Consider the following 19,562-nt stretch of genomic DNA (forward strand, 5'->3'; position numbering starts at 1 on the left):
GTACATGGTGGCGTGCTTGCCGGCGTCCTTGCCGGTGCACGCGAAGTCGTACCAGTTGTCGATGTACTGGTCGTGGATGGTGTCGCCAAACGGCTCCATCCGGACCTTCCACTCCAACTTGGCCACCTTCGCGGGCACGGTGAACCACCTCCCGCCGGAGTGACCGACGCTGCCGCTGAAGTCGTGGTAGATCACCTCGCCGCGGTCGTTCTTACCCCAGACGTCGGCGTACGCCCAGTACCAGCCGTTGTTGTAGAAACTGATTCTCACCTCTTTCTCCGAAGCCATCGTGCCCACCTCGCCGGCTGCGGCTGGATCGGCCATGGCCGGGGCGGACATGGTGGTGACCGCCATGAGCGCGGCCGCGACAGCGGCCAGCAACCCAGCGAACTTGATTCGCATAGTTCCCCTTTCGAAATATTGTCTTTCCCTCGGAACCAGGCGGCGAACCACACGCTCCGACCGGTCACCACAATCCTGGGAGCAGCCGTTGAGAACTCGCTTACAGCCCGCTTACAGCCCTTTGTAAGTGCGTCACGTGCGGTGATGGGCATTATCGGGTGCCACAAATATTCGCTGGCGGCTGTTTTGTAGTCTGTCCGCCGTGATCTCAGGCTTGGTGGGGAGCCGGGCGGAGTGGGAGCTCAGGCTGCTGGGGCCGGTCGAGGCGTATGTGGGTGACCGGCGCATCGAGCTCGGCCCGCGCAAGAGCCGGTTCATCCTCGCCGTCCTCGCGCTGGAGGCGAACCAGCTGGTGTCGCTGGACCGGCTGATCGACCTGACCTGGCCGGTGTCTCCGCCGCGCACCGCGGCCAACGCCGTCATGGTGTGCATATCGCAGTCGAGGAAGATGCTCAGCGAGGCCGCATGCGGCGTCGTACTCGTCCGGCAGGGCAACGCGTATGCGCTGCGCACCGACCCGCTCCGGGTGGACGTACACCGGTTCCGCGCACTGGTCGCTCAGGCCCAGGACGTCCCGGACGAGGAGCGGGTGGGGCTGCTCGACCGCGCTCTGGACCTCTGGCACGGCCCGGCGCTGGAGGGCGCGGCACCGGCGGAGATCCGCGCAACGCTTTGCCACGGCCTTGAGGAGGCACGCCTGGTCGCGATCGAGGACCGACTGGCCGCGAAGCTGCGCCTCGGTTCGCACCGGGAACTGATCGGCGAGCTCACGCGACTGGTGGCCGCGAACCCGCTGCGCGAGCACATCGTGGCGCAGTACATGCTGGCGCTGCACCGCTGCGGGCGTACGAGCGACGCACTCGCCGTCTACCAGACGACCCGTCAGCACCTGGCGACCGAGCTCGGGCTCGATCCCGGCCCGGAGCTCCAGTCACTGCAGAGCGCCATTCTCCGCGGCGACCAGTACACCGCCGCGCCCCAGCCGCCCGCCACCGAGGTCCCCCCGCAATCCCCTGTGCGGGTCGTCATCGTCGACGACCATCCGTTGTTCCGGTCCGGCGTTTGCCTGGCTCTCGAGTCGGCAGGCGACATCGAGGTTGTCGGTGAGGCCGGTGACGTCGACGACGCCTTTGACGTCATCAGGAGGACAGCACCAGACGTCGTGATCATGGACTTGCATCTGCCAAGTGGATCGGGCGTGCAGGTCACCCGGATGCTCGCGGCGGAACATCCCGCGACCGGAGTGCTCGTGATGACGATGTCCGAGGCGGATGACGCCATCGTGGGTGCCCTGCGTGCGGGCGCACGAGGCTATCTCGTCAAGGGCACCGGACGTGCCGAGGTGTTGCAGGCGGTGCGAACCGTTGCCCGAGGCAGCTCGGTGTTCAGCCGCGGCGTCGCTTCGCGCCTGGCCGCGCTCGCCGCGGCACCGTAGCCGCGGCAAGGGCACACGGGTGACGCACATGACGACCGGGCACACGCGGTCAGCAGCCATCATCACGTCGGTCAGCCTGCTACTGCTGCTGGCCGAACTCGCCGTGTTCGCCGCGCACCGCCCGGATCAGCTCCTCGCGTTATCCAGCCAGCCGACCGCCGAGCTGTGGCAGTACGTGCTGCAGGGCGCAAGTCTCGTCCTGGTCGGGTTCCTCGTGCTCGTCCGCAGCCGGCGCCGCGCGCTGGGCAGGATGCTCCTGATCGATGGCTTCGCGTGGAGCCTGGCCGCGCTGCTGTCGACCTGCCTGCGGTTCACCACCGAGATCACCAGCGCGGTCCAAGCGGCCGTATGGGCTGAGTACATGCTCTGGCAAATCCCCAGGATCCTGACCGTCCTCGTCCCACTCTGCTTTCCGGACGGCCGGCTGCCTGGTCGATGGGCGCGGTCGTTCGCCGCAGGCCTGTCAGCGATCATCCTCGGCCACGAGGCGCTCGACCTGCTCACCTTCGCGATGTGGCGGCCAGGTGGGATCGAGATGGCGAACGCGCTGTACTCCGCGGCGTGGCAGGCACCGGCCGAGCAGCTCAAGCAGGTGCTCGGGCTGATCGCCTGGCCGGGCATCGTCGTGGCCGCGGTGAGCCCGGCGTTCCGGTGGCTGCGGGCCGACAGCGTGACCCGGCGGCAGATCACGATCGCGCTCCCCGTCTTCGTGTTCTTTCTGATCGAGGAGGGGGTGCGTCAGCTGCTGACCTGGTCGCCGTGGGTTGCCGGCCTCAAGGTGGCCGTGACCGTGCTGTGGCCGACGGCGATCGGGTACGTGGTGGTCCGCGACCAGCTGTTCCTGCTCGACCGCGCCGCCCGGCGGATCATCGCCACTGTCGTGCCCGCCGTCCTCCTCGTCGCCGTGTACACCGCCGCCGCAGCGGCCGTGGCGGTCTCGCTACCGGGTGCGAGTTCCGCGCTGGCCGCGATGCTCGCCGTGCTCGCCGCACTCGTCGGCCTCGTACTGCGCCCGGCGAACACCTGGGTCTCCCGGCGGGTGGACCGGCTGCTGTACGGCGAGCGCGCGGAGCCCTACCACGTCACCCACATGCTGGCCGGTCGGCTCCGGGACAACCTGGGTCACGAGCAGGTCCCGGTTGGTGTCTGCCAGATCGTGGTGAGCGCGCTGCGCATACCGGCAGCCGCCATCGACATCAACGTCTCCGGGAGCCCACGACGGCTCGCCGCCGTCGGCGACATCGGACGGTTGGCTGCCGCTGTCCAGTTCGAGCTGTGCCATCAGGGCACGCTCACCGGTTGGTTGCTCGTCCCGCCGCGCGACGGCCAGCGCGAGTTGGACGACATGGACCAGGCGGTGCTGCAGTCACTGGCCGACCTCTCGGCACCGGCGGTCTCCGCTCTGATCCTGTACGAACAGCTGGAGGCCAGCCGCCAGCGGGTGATAACCGCACGCGACGACGAGCGGCGCAGGCTGTCCCGCGACGTCCACGATGGACTCGGTCCCTCGCTGGCCGCGATCAGGATGCGCGTCGACACCGCCAGCGCGCTGCTTCCCGCCGGCTCGCCGAGTTCCATGCTCCTCGATGACATTTCGCGGGACCTGCGCGACATCGTCGCGGAAACCCGCCGCATCACCGAAGACCTCCAGCCCTCCACGCTGGAACGGCACGGCCTGCCAGAAGCGCTCGACGAACTCAGCAATCGCCTGCACAGTCCAGCACTCGAGATCGTCACCGACATGCCGAACCGGCTGCCTGCATTGCCTGCCGACGTCGAACTGGCCGCGTACAGGATCGCCGCAGAGGCCTTGACCAACGCTGTGCGGCACTCCGGGGCAACTCACGCCACCGTACGACTGGCCGTCCGCCCGGACTCACTCCTGCTCGAGGTGCGCGATGACGGCACCGGAATCCGCGACAGCACCACGCGACGCGGCGTCGGCCTTCTGTCGATGGCGGAGCGAGCAGCCGAGATCGGCGGGAGCTGTGAGATCACGAGCGGACCAGAAGGCACCGCCGTCGTGGCCGTGTTTCCGACAAGCCCTCAGCGACCGTGAATCAGAGGCGCTGAGGAACCACATGACCACCGCACCGCTGTGGAGCCCCGGTCACGCTGGGAGACGTCGAGCTCGAGCACCGCCTGGCGATGGCTCCGATGACACGAGACCGTTCCACGCCGGAAGGTGTCCCGACCACGCTGAACCCTGAGTACTACGCCCAGCGCGCGTCGACCGGGTCTGATCATCACCGAGGGCGGGCAGCCCTCTCCCGACGGTCAGGGCTACCTGCTGACGCCGGGGATCCACACGGACGAGCACATTGACGGGGGGCGCCTGGTGACCGACGCCGTCCACGACGCTGGCGGACGAATCTTCATCCAGCTCATGCACGTCGGCCGCATCGCACACCCGGACAACACCCCACACGGCCGTCAGCCGGTCGCACCATCCGCGGTCCGGCCCGCGGGCTTCACCACGTCTGGCCCGCGGCAGATGCCGGTACCGCGAGAGCTGTCGAGTGACGAGATCGCCACCGCCGTGCAGGACTTCCGCGCCGCGTCCGCCGCGGCGATCAAGGCGGGCGCCGACGGCGTGGAGATCCACGGCGTCAACGGCTACCTCGTACACCAGTTCCTGTCGAGCAACGCCAACCAGCGCACCGACCGCTACGGCGGCTCGATCGAGAACCGGATCCGGTTCGCCGTCGGGCTCGCCTCCGGCATCGCCGAGGAGATCGGGGCTGGACGCACCGGGATCCGCATCTCCCCAGGAAACACCTACAACGACATCGTCGAGCACGACACGACCGAGTTGTACCGTGCGCTGGTGGGCGCGCTCGCTCCGTTGAACCTCGCTACCTGCACGTCCTGCACGGCGGCGACGACTCACGGGTCAGCGAGATCCGCGAGATGTGGCCGACGAAACTGATCCTCAACCGGCCCGGCGCCGACGTGGCCAGCGGCCTCGCTGACGTCCTCTCGGTCGGCACGATGACGCTCGCGAACCCGGACTTCGTGCGCAGAGGCTGCGCGACGGCCACGAGCTCAACACGCCCGACCCGAGCACGTTCTACGGCGGCGATGAGAGGGGCTACACCGACTATCCACACGCTACTGCGATTCGTGTTCTACTTCATGGGGTCTGAGCCTTTGTGGACACTGTGGTCAGCGGTACCCCTTCCTCTGGCCGCGCAACGCCGTCGTTGATCCGAGTGACGGTGACCGCCTCGACATGACAGCCGGCGCGGATCTTTTGTCCGAGCCGTGCGCCGCATCGAGCGAGCAGGATGTTCCCCGCTTCCGCTGTTGCTGGTGTGACCACTGCAGCGGCGCTCCGAAGTGTGGTTGCCTACCACGTATAGGCCACACGTACGCCCCGCCAGTACGCTCATGAGACGGGAGCAATCGCCACAGCCGGTCGCGGCTCCCTTTCGAGGTGGACCCACAGGTGTTGTTTTCGTTGTTCCCCGTCGTGCACGCGGTGGCGCAATGCCTGGGGATTGGTCGTGTCATCCCTTCGAGGCGCCTCCGTTGTCCGTGGCAGCGGCGTATGCCAGTCCGTCGGTCGTGCTGGTTGCTGATGGCGAGTAGGGCGAAGCCGGAGATGGTCATGAGTCCGTCGAGGACGAGTGGTCCGACGGCGGCGGCGAGTGGTGGGTAGTGCCAGGCGAGGAGGAGGTCGCGGAGGTGTCCGTAGGAGATGACTGCGGAGCCGAGTGCGACGGTGCTGGTGCTGGCGTAGCGGGCGAGGTTCCACAACTTGCCTTGTGGCCAGTGGATGCGGGAGAGGATTTCGACGGAGAGCAGTAGGCCTATGGGCCAGACCGCGGCACCGAGTTGGGGTGCGAGGCCCGGTGTCCAGCCTGGTGATTGGTGTTGGGCGGGGAGCCAGGTGTGCAGGACGTTGGCGGCGATGGAGGTGACGGAACCGAAGACGAATCCGGGCCCAGGCCACCAACCGCCCGTCGGTCGCCGGTGGCGCGGGTGCTGCTGGTGAGTTGGTGGTGATTCCCCGGCCAGCCCTGACGTCCGATCCGCCAGGCTGGTGACGGCAGCCGCGGAAGCGTTGGCGGCGGGTTCAAGCTGATCGGTGCTGGCGGTGCCATCGTGGACAGTGGGGTGTGCGGTGGTGGCGAGATGGCCGCCAGGTCTGGCGCCGACGGGCTCGCCAGTGTTTTCCGAGGCCGTTGTCTCCGCTGGAGATTGGGGTTCAGCCAATCAAGCTTTCACCGTGTCACGCGGGTCCCTGACGCGTCACCCGTAACGTCTCGGCATGACCGCCAGTTTCCTGACATGCTGTGGTTCCCGTCACCGTTTCGGATCAAGGTAAGTCATCGGACCCAGGAACCTCCTTCCAAGTTCCTCCCGGCTGCGCCAGGGATACGACGGAGCGCCTCATCCTGGGTTCCGCAGTTGATGTAGCGGTCTAGACAGCGAATATGGCCGTTGACGTGTGAGAACACGCCGCCTGCTGGGCGGACGGCGTGTATCTAGGCAGCGGAGTCCGTGCTGGTCAGGATTGCGCAACGGGTGTGAGCTGGTAGATCCGGGGCGGGGCGTCGATGTTCAGGGAGTGAAGGATGTCGCGCTGGGCCTTGGTGATCTCGGTGCGCTGGCGGAAGGTGCCCGCGGGGCCGGTGAAGGTGCCGACCTGGATGCGGTCCAGCTCGCGGCGTAGGTTCGGCCACGTGTTCCCGCAGGCGTTCTCGGTGATGCGGGCCAGCAGCAGGGCCAGCCAGCACAGCAGGACGTGGGCGCGGATGCGCTGTTCCTTGCGGTGGTAGACCGGGCGCAGATCGATGACCTGCTTCATGTCCCGCCAGCCGCGCTCCACTTCGAGTAACTGCTTGTAGCCCAGTGCTATGTCCTCAGCGGACAGTGTCGGGTCGGAGGTGCGCAGCAGGTACTTGCCGTCCAGGTTCTCCTCGGCCTTGGCCTTGGCGGCGTCGGTGCGCAGCAGCCCGCCGGGGGTGACGCGGAGATACCTGTTCAGGCCCGGCTTCGTGGAGATCACGCCGCGCAGTTCGACGCGTTTGTCCTTGCTGAGCTGATCCGAGCCGGTGATGAGTTCGGTGAGCTGGGCGATCATGCGGGCGCGGAGGGCGGCGTCGCGTTCGGCGGCCTCGGGGTTGAAGCAGATGACAAACCGCTCGTCCTCGGCGATGCGGACTTCCTTGACCTTGAGGTTTCCCGTGACGTCCTTGTAGCGGCTCTGCCGGGACAGGGCCGCGTCCGCCTCAGCGGACCCGGAGCGCAGCTTCTCCCCGATGATGTAGTGCCCGCCGCCCTTGCGGAGGTCGGCGGTTGGCCGCGGAGGTGAACCCGCGGTCGGTGACCCAGATGACCTTCGACAGGCACCAGTCGCGCATATCGTCCTTGACTTGCCGGATCAGCGCGGAGTCGCTGGTGTTCCCAGGCCAGCACCACACCCGGACCGGGATCCCTTCCCTGGTCACGGCCATCCCGATGACGACCTGGGGCAGGTCATCACGCTGGTCCTTGGACTTGCCGTACGTGCGGAACCCGGCGTCCTTGCCCTGCTCCGCGTCCTCGTCGCTGGCGACAGTGTTGCCGCCTGCGTCACGGGCGACGGGCTCGTCCGCCTCGCCGGTCTCGAAGTAGGTGGAGGTGGTGTCGAAGAACAGCAGGTCCACCTCAAGGTTGAGCAGGTGCGCGACCTGGTCGAACACCGTCTTCTCCAACGGGCCGGCGATCTCCAGCAGCCAGTCCATCGCCCGATAGCAGGCGTCATCGGTGGTGGCGGGCAGGTCGGTGATCAGGACGTCCTGGCTGATCCAGCGGGCGGCGGCCAGCTTGGACGAGGGCGCCACCGCGCGGTTGGCTACCAGGCCGAACAGCACCCGCTCGGCCGTGTCGTCCCGGCGGCGCCCGACCAGCAGTTGGCGCATCGCTGGCCCGATGCCCAGCCGGGACCACAGGGCGTCCAGCACCCAGGTTCCGCCCAGCGGCCTGGATTCGGTGAACTCCAGCCCATCCGCCGTCGCGGCCAGCGCCGCGCCGGGGTCGAGGAACCGCGTGAGCGAGGCGACCAGGCGCTGCAGCGCGTCCCGGTTCGCCTGGTCTTCGCGGTCGAAGTTGTACACGACCCGCACTTTCGAGCGCCGCAGCTGCGGATCCCACACGTTGTGGGCCAACTGCAGGTAGCGGACCTGGGAGCCGTCCTTGTTCCGCCGTGGCGTCGATCGCAGGTACATGGACTAGACGATATCGCTAATCACCTTTCCTCATCAGAGGCTTCGCCATCAGGCGTGTATCTAGGCGTTCCCGTGATTCTGAGCATCCCCGATGCACCTGACCTGCGCTTTCAGTCCGGAATGTGGACCAGAAAGCCGATTAGCTGCGGAACCCAGGCTCATGGCGCACTGGAACCCGTAGCCACGCTTGAACGTTGGCGCCGCGTGCTGCTTCTCGGAGTGCGCGTCGAGCAGGGTGGCGTCCAGGTCGACGATCAACGGATGGTCCGTGTCGATGCCGTGGTCGGGATCGTGCTCACCGGTGAGTTCCCAGGTCTTGGCCCGCACTCGCGCACGGGCGCTGTCCAGGGCCGCAAGGGCTGTGTCCGCGTTCGTGGCTAGGGTGTCGATCAGACGTGACACCGTTGGGTCCGAGGCGACCGGGCCGAACAAGCCGGCTCGGCCCGTAGGGTCGCGAGGTCGGCCAGGCAGTCCCCGCCCACGGCCAGCGTGATCGCCAGATCGCACACGATCTTGCCGGGATCGTGGACCGCGGCCGGTCTGCGCCACCGGTCCAGCACTGCCGATAGTGCCTGGTCCAGGCCGGTCTTGCGCACGGTCTCGACCAGCAACGTCGCACCCGCCTGCGACACCACTCCCGTTCCAGCGGTATCGACGGTCAACGACGGATAGAACCCGGTAGGCTTGCTCATCAGAAAGATATCCCTGGTTCTGGAATGTCAAGCCGTAACCTTTTCGGCCAGCTGGTTGCGCCATGCCGCTGTCTCGTCGTAGCGAGTTCGGCTTTTCAGGCAGCCGTGCATGATGTCCACGAGGCGATTGGCGACCTGCCGCAACGCGGCCTGATGCTCGACCCCACGAGCGCGGTGCCGGTCGTAATAGGCGCGTGCGCCGGGCGAGGTGCGTATGGCGGTGAATGCCTGCTGGCCGAGCACGTCGACGAGCCGGTCGTTATGCACGAATCGTGTTGCTACCACGGTCTTCTTGCCGGACGCCCGCGTGATGGGGGCTGGTGCCTGCGTAGTTCTTGCGGGCCTTCGCGGTGGCATACCGTTTCGGATCGTCGCCGAACTCGCCAAGCACGCGTGCCTCCAGAACCGCGCTCATCCCACCCGCACCGCCGGAGTGCGTCCCTGCGGCGCCCACGAACGTCCCGGCGGGGCCGAGTCCGAGCGCAGCCCGCACTGGTCCACCCACGCGACCGCCGCACCCCCTGCTCGCGTCTCGATCGCCGGGTATTCCTCGTCCAGCCAGGCGCGCACCGCAGCCGGTTGTTGCTCGTAGGCCCGCCGGGCTGGCCGCCGCGGGGTGAAACCGTGACGGCGCAACCACAACCCGACGCCCTGCTCGGTCATCACCACCCCGACGACCAGCCGGATCAACTCCACCACCGCAGGCCGAGTCCACAACGGGCCGCCGATCAGCAGCTCCTCGGGCGTGCAGTCCGCCATCGCCGCGAACAACGTGCCCCGCTCCGGCGCGCTGATCAGCTCCTCCGGCCCCGGACGCCGCACCCGCCTGACGGCCAGACCGTCACGGCCCGCCACCAACCGCCCACCGACCGCTCCGAGACCCCGAACACCTCCGCCGCCCGCCGGTAGCCCTCGACCCGCCCGGACTCCAACGCGGCCACCACCCGCAACCGCAGCACCTCACGCTCCGCGGGCGACAACCGACGCGCGTCCTCCACCCCGACCACATGATCAACCTACAGGAAAACGATCACTTTCGGCTCAATAACTCGGTGTCCACTGCCCAGGGTGAACCTCAGACGCAGGACCAAGCTTCATGTTGCACCAACCTCCAGACAGCAAAATGAACCCCTGGCTCGGTCTCAACGTCCTCGTTATGAAGGGTTAACACGCACCACAGTCAGGGACAAGCCATGGCGAGCCTAAGTCGGACCACCGAGTCTATCTGGTGATCACACTGGAGGATCTGCCGATGAAGATCAACAGTAACCCCCGGCGACGCGCATGAGTGAGCCGCCTGTTGTCGAAGCAATGCTGGCAAGCTTGGAAAATGTCGGCAAGCGCGTCTGCAAACTTCCGGGCAGCCAAGGTTGGCAGGTAGAGGTCACCGGATCGGGTTTGTGGTTCCGACCGGAAAACTTGTCAGCTCAAGGAACGAAAGTGGCGCGCCAGGTCTCGTTTCCACGTGGGCCGTTGGCGACTATCACGATCGGCGAACCGGGCCGCACGGTGCCGGACACCGTGTGGCTCGAGATCCTCAATGTCGTGGAGCAACTCTCCCCCGAAATGCTGGGCACAGTCCGCTTCGACGTTCGTGACAGCTCCAAGTTCGGACGAGACATCGCCGCGTCACTCAAACAAGCCGCCAGAGCGTCGCCGGTTGATCAGACCTGGGAAAATGCACAAGAACTCGCTGCCAAGTTGCACGATGTGATCACCAGGGAGGGGGCTGAGGCTGGCCAGAAGCTTTGGCGCACGATGGATCGTCACATCAAAGCGCAGTGGGCAATGGCTAGCGATACTAGGGTATTGCATTCCATGGCGAACGAATACCAGAAGCTGGCCGGACGGAAACTGTGGAAAGACCTGCCGCACGACTATCCGCGAACAGTCGAAGTGACAAACCGTCTGCTCGAGCTAATCGAGGCCGACGAGGCTGATCGGGCACTTGAAGTGCTCACACCTGTCGATCACGACATCCGCACTCTGTGGATGATGGAGGACGCTTACCTGCAGGCCAGCGGTCGTTCTTTGCTGGACGACCTACCCGAGGAACTTCCTGACAAGTGGCTCACTTGGTCCATCCGGCAGGCTGCCGGGTCCAGCTACGAGGCGAACAAGCAAGAGGCGCTCAGGCTTTTGAATGGTATCGACCACGACATGCGTACCTTGTGGACGGTCGGTGACCTTTACGAGGAAGTGACAGGCAACTATCTGGCCGACATGCTTCCTCAAGACTTCCCCGATGCGCTGCAGGTTGCCGAGAAGTTGGAAGATCTGGTGGGCGTCGGCGACTTCGATGGTGTGCTCCAATCGCTGCAGGGCGTCGAGCGAGATCTGCGGTCACTGTGGATCGTCGACCAGAAATACAATGATCTCACCGGACGCTCTTTGCTCGATGATGTTTCGGGCCTGCGGACACTGGCGAATGATGCGGCAAAGTTCAACGCCTCAGCCAGTGTGGATCTTGCTCCGAGCGCCGCCGGTCCAATGACGGACACGGAGTGGTCGCACGGTCTGCAAAAGCTTGAGGAACTCATCTATACGAGCCCGGATCGCGAGGCCCGGAACATCGAGCTCACCCTGCACGCTGACAGTGGCAATCCCGACGAGTTCGTTGCTGGGCACGCGTGGATCGGCGTCCGGTTCCCCATCGGCGATCCTGATCGTCCGTTCGCCTCGGGGCGTGAGTTCTCGTTCGGTTTCATGCCCGCGGATTCCTATAGCACTGAGAACCTTTTTTCGGGCAAGAAGGTACCCGCACAAATTGTTTCTCCCGAGTACGGACACGTGCCAAACAATTCGGCCAGCGTCAAGATCAGTGCTGCTCAGTTGGACAGGGCGATGGTCTACCTGCGGTCCGTGCAGAACAAGTTGTATCGTGCAGTGCAGAACGGAAGTCGGGAAGCATACAGTCTGACCTCAGCCAACTGTATCACTTTCGCGCGAGATTTCTACCAGGCGGCGCTCGGCAGCGCGGCTCCCTCCGGTGGCGTGCTCAGCACAACGCAGACATTCGGCGAGTCTATGAGAAAGTTCGCCGCTCGTCAGGTCGAGAACCCGGCTGAAGCGGTGACGATCGAGAGCCGTGACATCGGTTTCGACGAGAGGTCGAAAAAAGTCAGCGAGGAGCAACTGGCGGCTATCCGGGAGCTGGCCGACAAGGTCGCTCAGGCGGCGATTGTCGAACAAGGAAGGACCATCCCCACAGTCACCATCACCGGCTATGGCAATGGCAGTTTGTTCAACAAGAACCAGGCTGAGCGCACATCCCTGCGGCGCGCGCAGGCGGTACGAGACACCCTGGTCGTGGAGCTCGATAAGAGCCTTCGTCGTCTACACGCCGGTGGCGGCGGCATGATCACAGCCGCAGACATAATGATCGAGCTGAAAGCCGGAGGCAGGGAGCTGATCAACGGGTCCAATGGGAACGCGAACCAACTGCGGCGTCACGCCAATGTCGCAATTTCACTGCCGCCCGAGCCTGTGGACACCGCATTCAGCGAGACCAGGCATACCTCGATGAACTCGGCGCAGTCACCTCGGCCTCCCAGTGCGCACGGGAAACCTACGAGCATCTCGGAGACTGCAAAGATGCGCTCCTCGGGCTACTCCAGACAATCTAGTACTAGTAGCACGTTGGGATCGCCTCCGCCGAATTTGGTTACACAGCACCGTCAGAGCGGCATTGGCATGCGGTAAGATATTGAATCGAAATTGATCGCTTGCCTGTAAGTTGATCACTTGTGATCGAGGTCGAGGGTGCGCATCGGTTATCTCCCGCGGAGCGTGAGGTGCTGCGGTTGCGGGTGGTGGCCGCGCTGGAGTCCGGGCAGGTCGGGGGCTACTGGTGGGCGGCGGAGGTGTTCGGGGTCTCGGAGCGGTCGGTGGGCACCTGGTGGCGGGCCTAGCGCGGAGAGGGGCGCGACGGCCTGGCGGTGCGACCAGGTCGGCGGCCGGGACCTGCCGAGCTGATCAGCCCGGAAGATCGGGGCACGCTGTTCGCGGCTATGGCCGACTACACGCCCGAAGAGCTGCTGATCGGCGGCCCGCTGTGGACACGCCAGGCGGTGGTCGTGCTGATCCGGCTGGTCCTCGGGGTCGAGATGACCGAGCAGGGTGTCGGGCTGTGGCTGCGCCGGCCCGGATTCACCCCGCAGCGCCCGGCCCGCCGCGCCTATGACAGCAACCTGCCGCGGTGCGGGCCTGGCTCGACGAGGAGTACCCGGCGATCGCGACCAGAGCGAAGGTCGAGGGCGCCGCGGTCACGTGGGTCGACCAGTGCGGACTGCGCTCCGACGCTGCGGCGCCCGGTCGTTCGTGGGCGCCGCGGGGACGGACTCCGGAGGTGCGGGTGACCGGAAAACGGCTGCGGGTCAACGTCATGTCCGCCGTCGCCTCGCGGGGCGCGTTGTGGTTCACCGTGTTCACCGGCCGCTTCACCGCGCCCGTGTTCACCGCCTTCCTCGACCGCATGGCACGCCACGCCGGCCGGAAGGTCCACGTCATCGCCGACCGGCATCCCGTGCACCGCAGCAAGGCCGTTCGCGCCTGGTTGGAGGCCAACGACAACGGTGTCGAGCTGCACCTGATGCCCGGCTACAGCCCGGAGTTGAACCCGGACGAGCTGCTCAACGCCGACCTCAAACACAACGTCAACGCCTCCCGCGCCCACACCGCCGACCAACTCGCCCACGAGACCCGACGCTTCCTGCGCCGCCGTCAGCGTCAGCCGCACATCGTCAACGGCTACTTCCATGCCCGTCACGTCCGCTACGCGATCATGTAGGCAACCGAATACTTTCGGCTCAATAGGTTGCGTGGGGACATCTCCGTTGCCGAGGGAGAGTCGCAGGTGGCGAAAGTCCTCGCCGATCTCATGCGCTCCGACGCGTTCCAGCGCTGGCTGGTGTCCAGCGCCGTGGACACCCTTGTCGCGGAGGCCTCGGCGTTGCTACTGGACCTGTCGGGGGGACAGTTCGACCTCGAGTACGTCAAGGGCGTGTTCCACGTGATCGACCACAACGAGGCCGACGCGCGCAGGCCTGTGAAGACGCTGTCAGGTGGTGAGACCTTCCAGGCATCGTTGGCGTTGGCACTGTCGTCGCAGATGGGTGCGCTGGCGGCCGCTGGAGCTGCCAAGCTCGACTCGATCTTCCTGGACGCGGGCTTCGGCACGCTGGACGAGGAGACGCTGGACACGGTCGCGTCGACGCTGGAGAACCTCGCCGCTTCCGGTTCTCGCATGGTCGGCGTCATCACCCACGTCGGCGCACTCGCCGAACGAGTGCCCGTCCGGTTCAGGGTCACCAGGGACGCAACCAGTTCGCGCATCGTCAGGGAGGCCCTGTGATCACAACCGCCGCCACCGCGCCGATGCGGTTCAACGTCGACGGCTGGGAGGTCGGCTACGGCTCCGCGATGGATATGGACGACCTCGCTGTGTCGGAGGCCGTCGTCGATTTGGACGTCGAGGTGCCGGAAGCACAATGGGAACCCATCGGCGCGACGGCGGCGGTCACGGTGCCGGACGCGGTGTTGTTCGTCGACGGCGTGCGGCGCATCGACGCGCGTGTGTGGATAAACGACGGCGACGACACCGCGGCGAGCATGGGGATCTGCGCTTCCTACGCGGCCGGCGTGGTCTCGTGCCGAGCCGACCGGGCACAGGTGGTCGACCCCATTGTCCAGAGGGGTGTGTTTCAGCACCGCGCCGCACGCCGTCCCTGGTAGAAGAACTCTCGCCGAAGATGATCTTCACTCGCCAAGGACTCCACGTGATCGCTTATCGTGCCATCCTCGACGTGCCCCGTGCACTCGCCCAGTACCTCGGCCGTCTGTTGCACGCCGAGCGACGTGAGCGTGGCACTCCTCGTCGTTCCAGGGCGTTGTCGTGTTTCCAGCAGGCGGTGTTCGGGCTGCGCTGGTTCCGCGAGAACCGCGACGTGCCCGCGCTCGCACGTGACCACGGCATCTCCCACGCCACGGGCTACCGCTACCTGGCCGAGATGATCGACGTGCTGGCCGGGCAGGCACCGGAGCTGCACGACGCCCTGCGCCGGGCCAAAGATGACGGTGCCTCCCATGTCGTGCCGGACGGCAAGCTGTTCGTCACCGACCGGCTGGGCGAGAAGACCACCAGCGTCAAGGGCGAGCAGATCGATGCCTGATACTCGGGCAAGGCCCGCGGGCCGGGCGGCAACGTCCAGGCCGTGCTGGCACCGGACGGTTTCCCGTTGTGGGTCAGTGATGTCGAGCCCGGCTCGGTACACGACCTGACCGTGGCCCGCGACCACGTCCTCGGCGCCCTGTACTGGGCCGCTTCCCAGCTCGACCTGCCGACACTGAGCCTTTTTCAACCTCCGTCCGGTGTGGTCGGAGTGGGTGTTGGACGGCGAGGAGCTCCTGGTAGGACGGGGATTGCCTAGATCCACACCGTCGCACCAGGAGCTCCGCTTGTTTTCCTACCTGTCAGGGATGGCCGTGTCCAACCGTGGGCTGCAACTGCTGGCCGACGCACTACGGCGCCGCCGAGGCGAGCTACGGACCCGCTGGCGTCGGCTCGATGTCGGCCGCCAGGCCCTGCTGGTGGTGGCCTACCTGCGTAAAGGCGAAACCTATGCCGATCTGGCCTGCGGGTTCGCCGTCGGCGTCACGACCGTCTTCCGCTATATCCGAGAAGGCCTTGCGCTGCTGGCCGCCCTCGCCCCGACCCTGGCCCAGGCCATCGATGTCGCCAAGGGCAAGGCGTATGTGATCCTCGACGGGAGTCCGGCGCGGATCGACCGGGTCGCGATGGCCTCGCGCGGTGACCGGCCCTTCTATCCGGGAAACACAAGGTCCACGGGGTGAACGTGCAGGTCGTCGCCGACCCCGCCGGGCGGCTGATCCGGGGTCTCACCCGCCCTGCCCGGCGCCCGGCACGACCTCGCCGCAGCCCGTGAACACGGCATCATCGACGCGCTCACCACCGCGCGGGTCCGGGTGCTGGCCGACCGCGGCTACCCAGGCGCCGGGCCGGCGGTCACCGTGCCGCAGCGGCCCCGCCGCAAAGACCCCGCCACCGGCAACTACCGACCGCTGTCACAGAACCAGAAAGACGTCAACACCGCCCACGCCCGGCTCCGCGGCCCCGGCGAACGTACACACGCCCAGCTCAAGAGCTGGAAGATTCTACGGAAGATCCGCAACAGCCCGAGCGAGGCGACCACCCTGGTCAACGCCGTTCAAACCCTCATCCTCGCCGGATAACCCCAACTGGAAAGGCTCAATATTAGGGAATGGACCAAGCGGGCTGCCGAGACCGGCTGGAAAGTTCGAGTTGGCCCGACCCGAATGCGCGACAGGTGAACAAGGCGTTCCTCGACGAGCTCGAGGGCAAGTCGAACGGCACCGTCGAGCTTGAGGCTTTGAGATTCAAATAGGAGTCACCTGCTACGATCGACGTAAAAGTCAAGAAAGCTGACCGCAAGTTGTTCAAACAGATTCCAGGCGGGAGTTGGCATCCTTTCTCGACAGCAAGGCTGCTCACCGGGAGGATTCGGAGCAGGGCGAAGGTATTGATCAGACCGAGGTAAGCCAGTCGCAGGAGCACGAACGATCATCTTGCCGTGATGATCGCCCAGGCATGAGAACGGACAGAACCGGCGTGAACGCAAACCAGGGTTGACCAGTGGGGATGAGGTTTCCGGCAAGCGCAACACGATTGACGCATTGCCAGGCCCGGATTCAGCCGTGTTCCGCTGGTCGACCGTCGGCGCCGTGATTCCTGCCTTTGGGTAGCCTTGATCACTGGGGATGTCCTTCGGTGGTCGTGGCCGGTCACGTCGTGTGTCATTGTGGCGTGCTGTCGGGTTTTGCGTCGGTCGCAGTCATCTGGTTTTTGCGTTGGTTTGTTGTGTGTGCTGTGGAGTTGCGGTTGTGGTGTTGCCGGTTGTGGTGTGGTTGTTGGGGGAGGTGTTTCCTGAGCTGGTTGATCGCATTTTGGCGTATGCGGCGAACGTTTTTGGGTTCGTTGCCGGGAGAGTTGATGGTGAAATGGTCGTTGGTGTGGGCGTGGGTATTTTCTGGGTTGGGGTGTCGGTTGTGCGGGTTGGTTTGGTGGTGATGGCGTGGGGGGTTGGTTCGTAGATGTCTTTTAGTAGTGGGATCATTTCTGGCCATTTTTTGTGTGGCCAGATGTGGCTGTTGTTGGTGACGTGGCCGTGGTTGGTGCCGGTGTAGGTGGTGCTGAGTTGGGCGAATGCCTCGTATTTGTCGGTGGTGGCGTAGGTGCCGGGCCAGGGGGCGTTGGGTTGTTGGAATCTGTGGTGGTAGCGGATGCCGATTTCGAGTTGGTCGGTTTCGTCGAGTGCGTGTTCGTGGATGGCGTGTGCGATTTCGTGGGGCAGGTTGTGCAGGGCGTCCTCGGAGATGGCGATGGTGCGGCCGGTGATGGCGGCCTTCTGGTCGTCCCAGTGGCGTCCGTCGGTGGTGGTGGTGCCGGCGAGATGGCCGAACTCGGGCAGTGAGGTCAGCGGGATGTCGTCGGGGGTGATGATTACGCGGACGCCGACTTTGAGCAGTTGGGCGGCGACGTGGGTGTTGCGCAGCATGAGTGCGGCTTGTCGCTGTGCCTGGCGTCGTGCCGCGTCCGGGTCGGCCACGCCCGGTGAGACGGTGACGAGCGCCGCGGTGGCCGTCCAGGTGAACTGGTCGGCGGTCAGGCACTGTGTCAGGCGGTCGACGTCGCGGGAGAGGTCGTCTCGCGCGGCGTTCCTCTGCTCGGTGGCGGTGTCGAGGTGCAGCGACGCGTCCCGCAGCGCGGCGCGGGCGGCCTCGAGCCGGTGAAGTTCGTCGAGGGTCTTGTCGGTCAGCTGGTCGGAGCTGGTGTACCAGTCCGGCAGGGCGACTTGGGTCATCGCGTCGCTTCTGGTCAGCGCCAAGGCTAGTCGGGCCTCGAGGCCAGCCCGGCGGGGTGAGGATTCGCCGGGTGTGTCCGCGAGTTCCCGGTTGATCTTCGCTATCTCGACCAGGTTCCTGACCTTGGCCGCCTGTTCGGTCTCCGAGGCGTACACCGCGTCGATCGCCTTCGCCATCGGGCAGGCCGAGGCCTGCAACGCGCTCAAGCGTTCCTGCGCTTCTCGCGGGTAGATGACCCGCGCCTCGGCGGCGTGCAGCACGGCGAGCTTGTCCGACAGACTCACCACCGCGGCCAGCACGACGGGGTCCTCGGCCGCAGGCACAGCCGAGCTCTCACCAGCTCGGTCCAGACCGCCACCCGGTTCCGGCTCCGGGGCTGAGGACGAGGCGGGGTCCTGGTCAGTCCACTCCAGCACACTGCTCAAATCCGACCCGCTCCGCGACATGGTCGGGGGCGCCAGATGAGAACCATCCGGGTCGAACATCGACCTCTTCACCGGATTGTCAGGCGACGGGGTGCGCTCCAGTTTACGCTTATTGACACTCTCACGCATTTCGTCCAGGGGGCGCGTGTGCTCCTCTCGGAGGTCGCCGTTCTGGTCGTAGAATTCGACATACCGCGCACCGATGTCGCCTTTCACCTTCCAGTGAATGACGTCATCTTTTTTTCCGCCCCAGGCCTTCGCTATTGGAGCCCTCAATGTGGCGTTTCCTACATATCCGGCCATGCTGCCAGAAGGTAAATTCTGCCCTGGGCGGCAGGTGCCCTCGGCAGGGATCGGTTTGAGTTTTTTGAGCAGGTACTGTTGTTGCTCGTTGTGGTCGACCGCGATAGTGCCTGGTTCGTCGCCGGGAATCCAGATCGCGAGGGTGTCGAATTTGCGGGCGAAAGACACCTGCCGGCGGACCCAAGGTGCAGGAGTTTCTATCCTAAAATCCCCAAATTGAAGGGTACGTTTCGCCGGGGTGGTCCATCCTCCTTGGTGCGGCACGTTGAGGTAGGAGGACACATCGACGGGCTGACCGTCGGCGGTGGTGGGCCAGGCCCCGGCTGTGAGAGGGCTGGGCGTGATCGGGAGCAGCGCCGCGGTGATCTCGGGGGGCAACGCGGCGGAGTTCCCGACGACGCGCCTGCGTACCCTACTACTTTCGGGCTGGTCCAGGGAGCGTCTCAGACGCAGGGTGTCGATCGCGTCACGAAATTCGATTTGGCGGGAGCCGGCGGTTCCGATGATCCGCCAGTTGATGGTATCGCCTATCGCCCCGAGCGACGCCCACGCATTACCGTTCGGAGATCGCCACTCTTCGCTCCCCTTGCCCGCCGTTTTTATGTTCATTACTTGGAGTCTCTGTCCGGGCTTGACGGTGCCGTGGGTGTGGTTTTGGTGGAGTATCGTGACTTTCACGGCGGACCCGTTCGGGAGGGTGGCGATCGTGCCGGGGGTTGCGCCGGGGACCCAGGCTATGACTCGGTCGAACACGCGCGCCAAATGCACAGTTCGTTCCTCCCATCCCAAAGGGAGCTTGAAGTCAACACAGCCAGCGTAGACAGTGCGATTTCGGTGGATTACTTGGTGGGTGCTGAATCGTGGGATGCCGTAGTAGTGGTCGACGTCGGTGGGGTGGCCGTTGGTGGTGGGCCAGTTTTGTCGGTGAGTGGGGCCGGCGTTGGTGAGTTTGGTAATGGTGTTGTGAATGAGGGGTGGTAGGACATCGTTGTTGGTGGCCGTGTCGGCCGTGGTGTTGTTGGTGGCCGTGGTGGTGAGAGCGGTGGTGGTGGGGTTGTTGGTGTGGGCGGTGTAGTGGTTGTGGGAGCGGTAGATGGTGATGGGGTTGGTGGCGGTGGGGTTGAGGGTGGTGGTGTCGCGGGTGTCGCGGGTGTTGGTGGTGCGGAGTTGGATGTCGAGGGTGTGGGCG

At 65.6% G+C, this 19,562-nt stretch carries 11 protein-coding genes and 8 pseudogenes; 12 read left to right on the forward strand and 7 right to left on the reverse strand.

All coding sequences use genetic code 11. From position 1 onward, the window contains the following. Nucleotides 1–402: hypothetical protein (locus tag FKR81_RS44640; RefSeq protein WP_222598585.1), on the reverse strand; the 402-nt coding region annotated here is incomplete at its 3' end. Between the two features lie 202 nt (nucleotides 403–604). Here FKR81_RS44640 and FKR81_RS41565 point away from each other — a divergent pair. The 3 genes and pseudogenes from FKR81_RS41565 (at nucleotide 605) to FKR81_RS41575 (ending at nucleotide 4,766) form a co-directional block, all read left to right on the forward strand. Beyond that, a complete protein-coding gene (locus tag FKR81_RS41565) occupies nucleotides 605–1,837 on the forward strand; it encodes a BTAD domain-containing putative transcriptional regulator (RefSeq protein ID WP_146360893.1) in 1,233 nt (410 codons plus the stop codon). Nucleotides 1,838–1,865: 28 nt separating this feature from the next. Then, a complete protein-coding gene (locus FKR81_RS41570) occupies nucleotides 1,866–3,896 on the forward strand; it encodes a sensor histidine kinase (protein ID WP_146360895.1) in 2,031 nt (676 codons plus the stop codon). 98 nt (nucleotides 3,897–3,994) lie between these two features. Further along, a pseudogene (locus tag FKR81_RS41575) lies at nucleotides 3,995–4,766 on the forward strand (oxidoreductase). Nucleotides 4,767–6,350: 1,584 nt separating this feature from the next. On the opposite strand, the pseudogene FKR81_RS46270 reads toward FKR81_RS41575, so the two are convergent. The 5 genes and pseudogenes from FKR81_RS46270 to FKR81_RS41605 form a co-directional block, all read right to left on the reverse strand. After that, a pseudogene (locus FKR81_RS46270) lies at nucleotides 6,351–8,052 on the reverse strand (IS1634 family transposase). A gap of 171 nt (nucleotides 8,053–8,223) precedes the next feature. Continuing rightward, nucleotides 8,224–8,744 (reverse strand): annotated as a pseudogene (locus FKR81_RS45440) (transposase); the annotation flags it as partial. A gap of 27 nt (nucleotides 8,745–8,771) precedes the next feature. Then, nucleotides 8,772–9,162, reverse strand: a pseudogene (locus FKR81_RS45445) (transposase); the annotation flags it as partial. After that, nucleotides 9,156–9,503, reverse strand: a complete 348-nt coding sequence (locus tag FKR81_RS45450; protein ID WP_268891621.1) for a helix-turn-helix domain-containing protein — start codon at nucleotides 9,501–9,503, stop codon at nucleotides 9,156–9,158. The gene FKR81_RS45450 and the pseudogene FKR81_RS45445, both read right to left, overlap by 7 nt. Before the next feature lie 35 nt (nucleotides 9,504–9,538). Next, a complete protein-coding gene (locus FKR81_RS41605; RefSeq protein ID WP_146360903.1) occupies nucleotides 9,539–9,751 on the reverse strand; it encodes a helix-turn-helix domain-containing protein in 213 nt (70 codons plus the stop codon). 277 nt (nucleotides 9,752–10,028) lie between these two features. Here FKR81_RS41605 and FKR81_RS41610 point away from each other — a divergent pair, with 277 nt between their 5' ends. The 9 genes and pseudogenes from FKR81_RS41610 to FKR81_RS41640 all read left to right on the forward strand — a co-directional run bounded on the left by FKR81_RS41610 (nucleotide 10,029) and on the right by FKR81_RS41640 (nucleotide 15,995). After that, nucleotides 10,029–12,446, forward strand: a complete 2,418-nt coding sequence (locus tag FKR81_RS41610; protein WP_146360905.1) for an OmpA family protein — start codon at nucleotides 10,029–10,031, stop codon at nucleotides 12,444–12,446. A gap of 44 nt (nucleotides 12,447–12,490) precedes the next feature. Further along, entirely contained in the window at nucleotides 12,491–12,655 is a 165-nt protein-coding gene (locus tag FKR81_RS44175) for a hypothetical protein (protein ID WP_186763494.1), read from the forward strand. 99 nt (nucleotides 12,656–12,754) lie between these two features. Further along, nucleotides 12,755–12,916 (forward strand): annotated as a pseudogene (locus FKR81_RS46145) (helix-turn-helix domain-containing protein); the annotation flags it as partial. A gap of 23 nt (nucleotides 12,917–12,939) precedes the next feature. Further along, nucleotides 12,940–13,533 (forward strand): annotated as a pseudogene (locus FKR81_RS41620) (IS630 family transposase); the annotation flags it as partial. Nucleotides 13,534–13,599: 66 nt separating this feature from the next. Continuing rightward, nucleotides 13,600–14,097, forward strand: a complete 498-nt coding sequence (locus tag FKR81_RS41625; protein ID WP_235922220.1) for an SMC family ATPase — start codon at nucleotides 13,600–13,602, stop codon at nucleotides 14,095–14,097. Further along, nucleotides 14,094–14,477 carry a hypothetical protein gene (locus tag FKR81_RS41630; RefSeq protein WP_146360911.1) on the forward strand — a complete coding sequence of 128 codons (384 nt, stop codon included), beginning with the start codon at nucleotides 14,094–14,096 and terminating at the stop codon, nucleotides 14,475–14,477. Before FKR81_RS41625 ends, FKR81_RS41630 begins: the two co-directional genes overlap by 4 nt. 44 nt (nucleotides 14,478–14,521) lie before the next feature. After that, nucleotides 14,522–14,914, forward strand: coding sequence for a hypothetical protein (locus FKR81_RS44655; protein WP_222598588.1), 393 nt, complete (start codon nucleotides 14,522–14,524; stop codon nucleotides 14,912–14,914). A gap of 12 nt (nucleotides 14,915–14,926) precedes the next feature. Continuing rightward, nucleotides 14,927–15,172: pseudogene (locus FKR81_RS46150) on the forward strand (hypothetical protein); the annotation flags it as partial. A 28-nt stretch (nucleotides 15,173–15,200) separates the two neighbouring features. Then, nucleotides 15,201–15,995: pseudogene (locus FKR81_RS41640) on the forward strand (transposase family protein). A 620-nt stretch (nucleotides 15,996–16,615) separates the two neighbouring features. Here the strand turns inward: FKR81_RS41640 and FKR81_RS44180 are convergent. Next, nucleotides 16,616–19,562: hypothetical protein (locus FKR81_RS44180; RefSeq protein ID WP_222598589.1), on the reverse strand; the 2,947-nt coding region annotated here is incomplete at its 5' end.

Source organism: Lentzea tibetensis (genome assembly GCF_007845675.1).
GTDB classification, from domain to species: Bacteria; Actinomycetota; Actinomycetes; order Mycobacteriales; family Pseudonocardiaceae; genus Lentzea; species Lentzea tibetensis.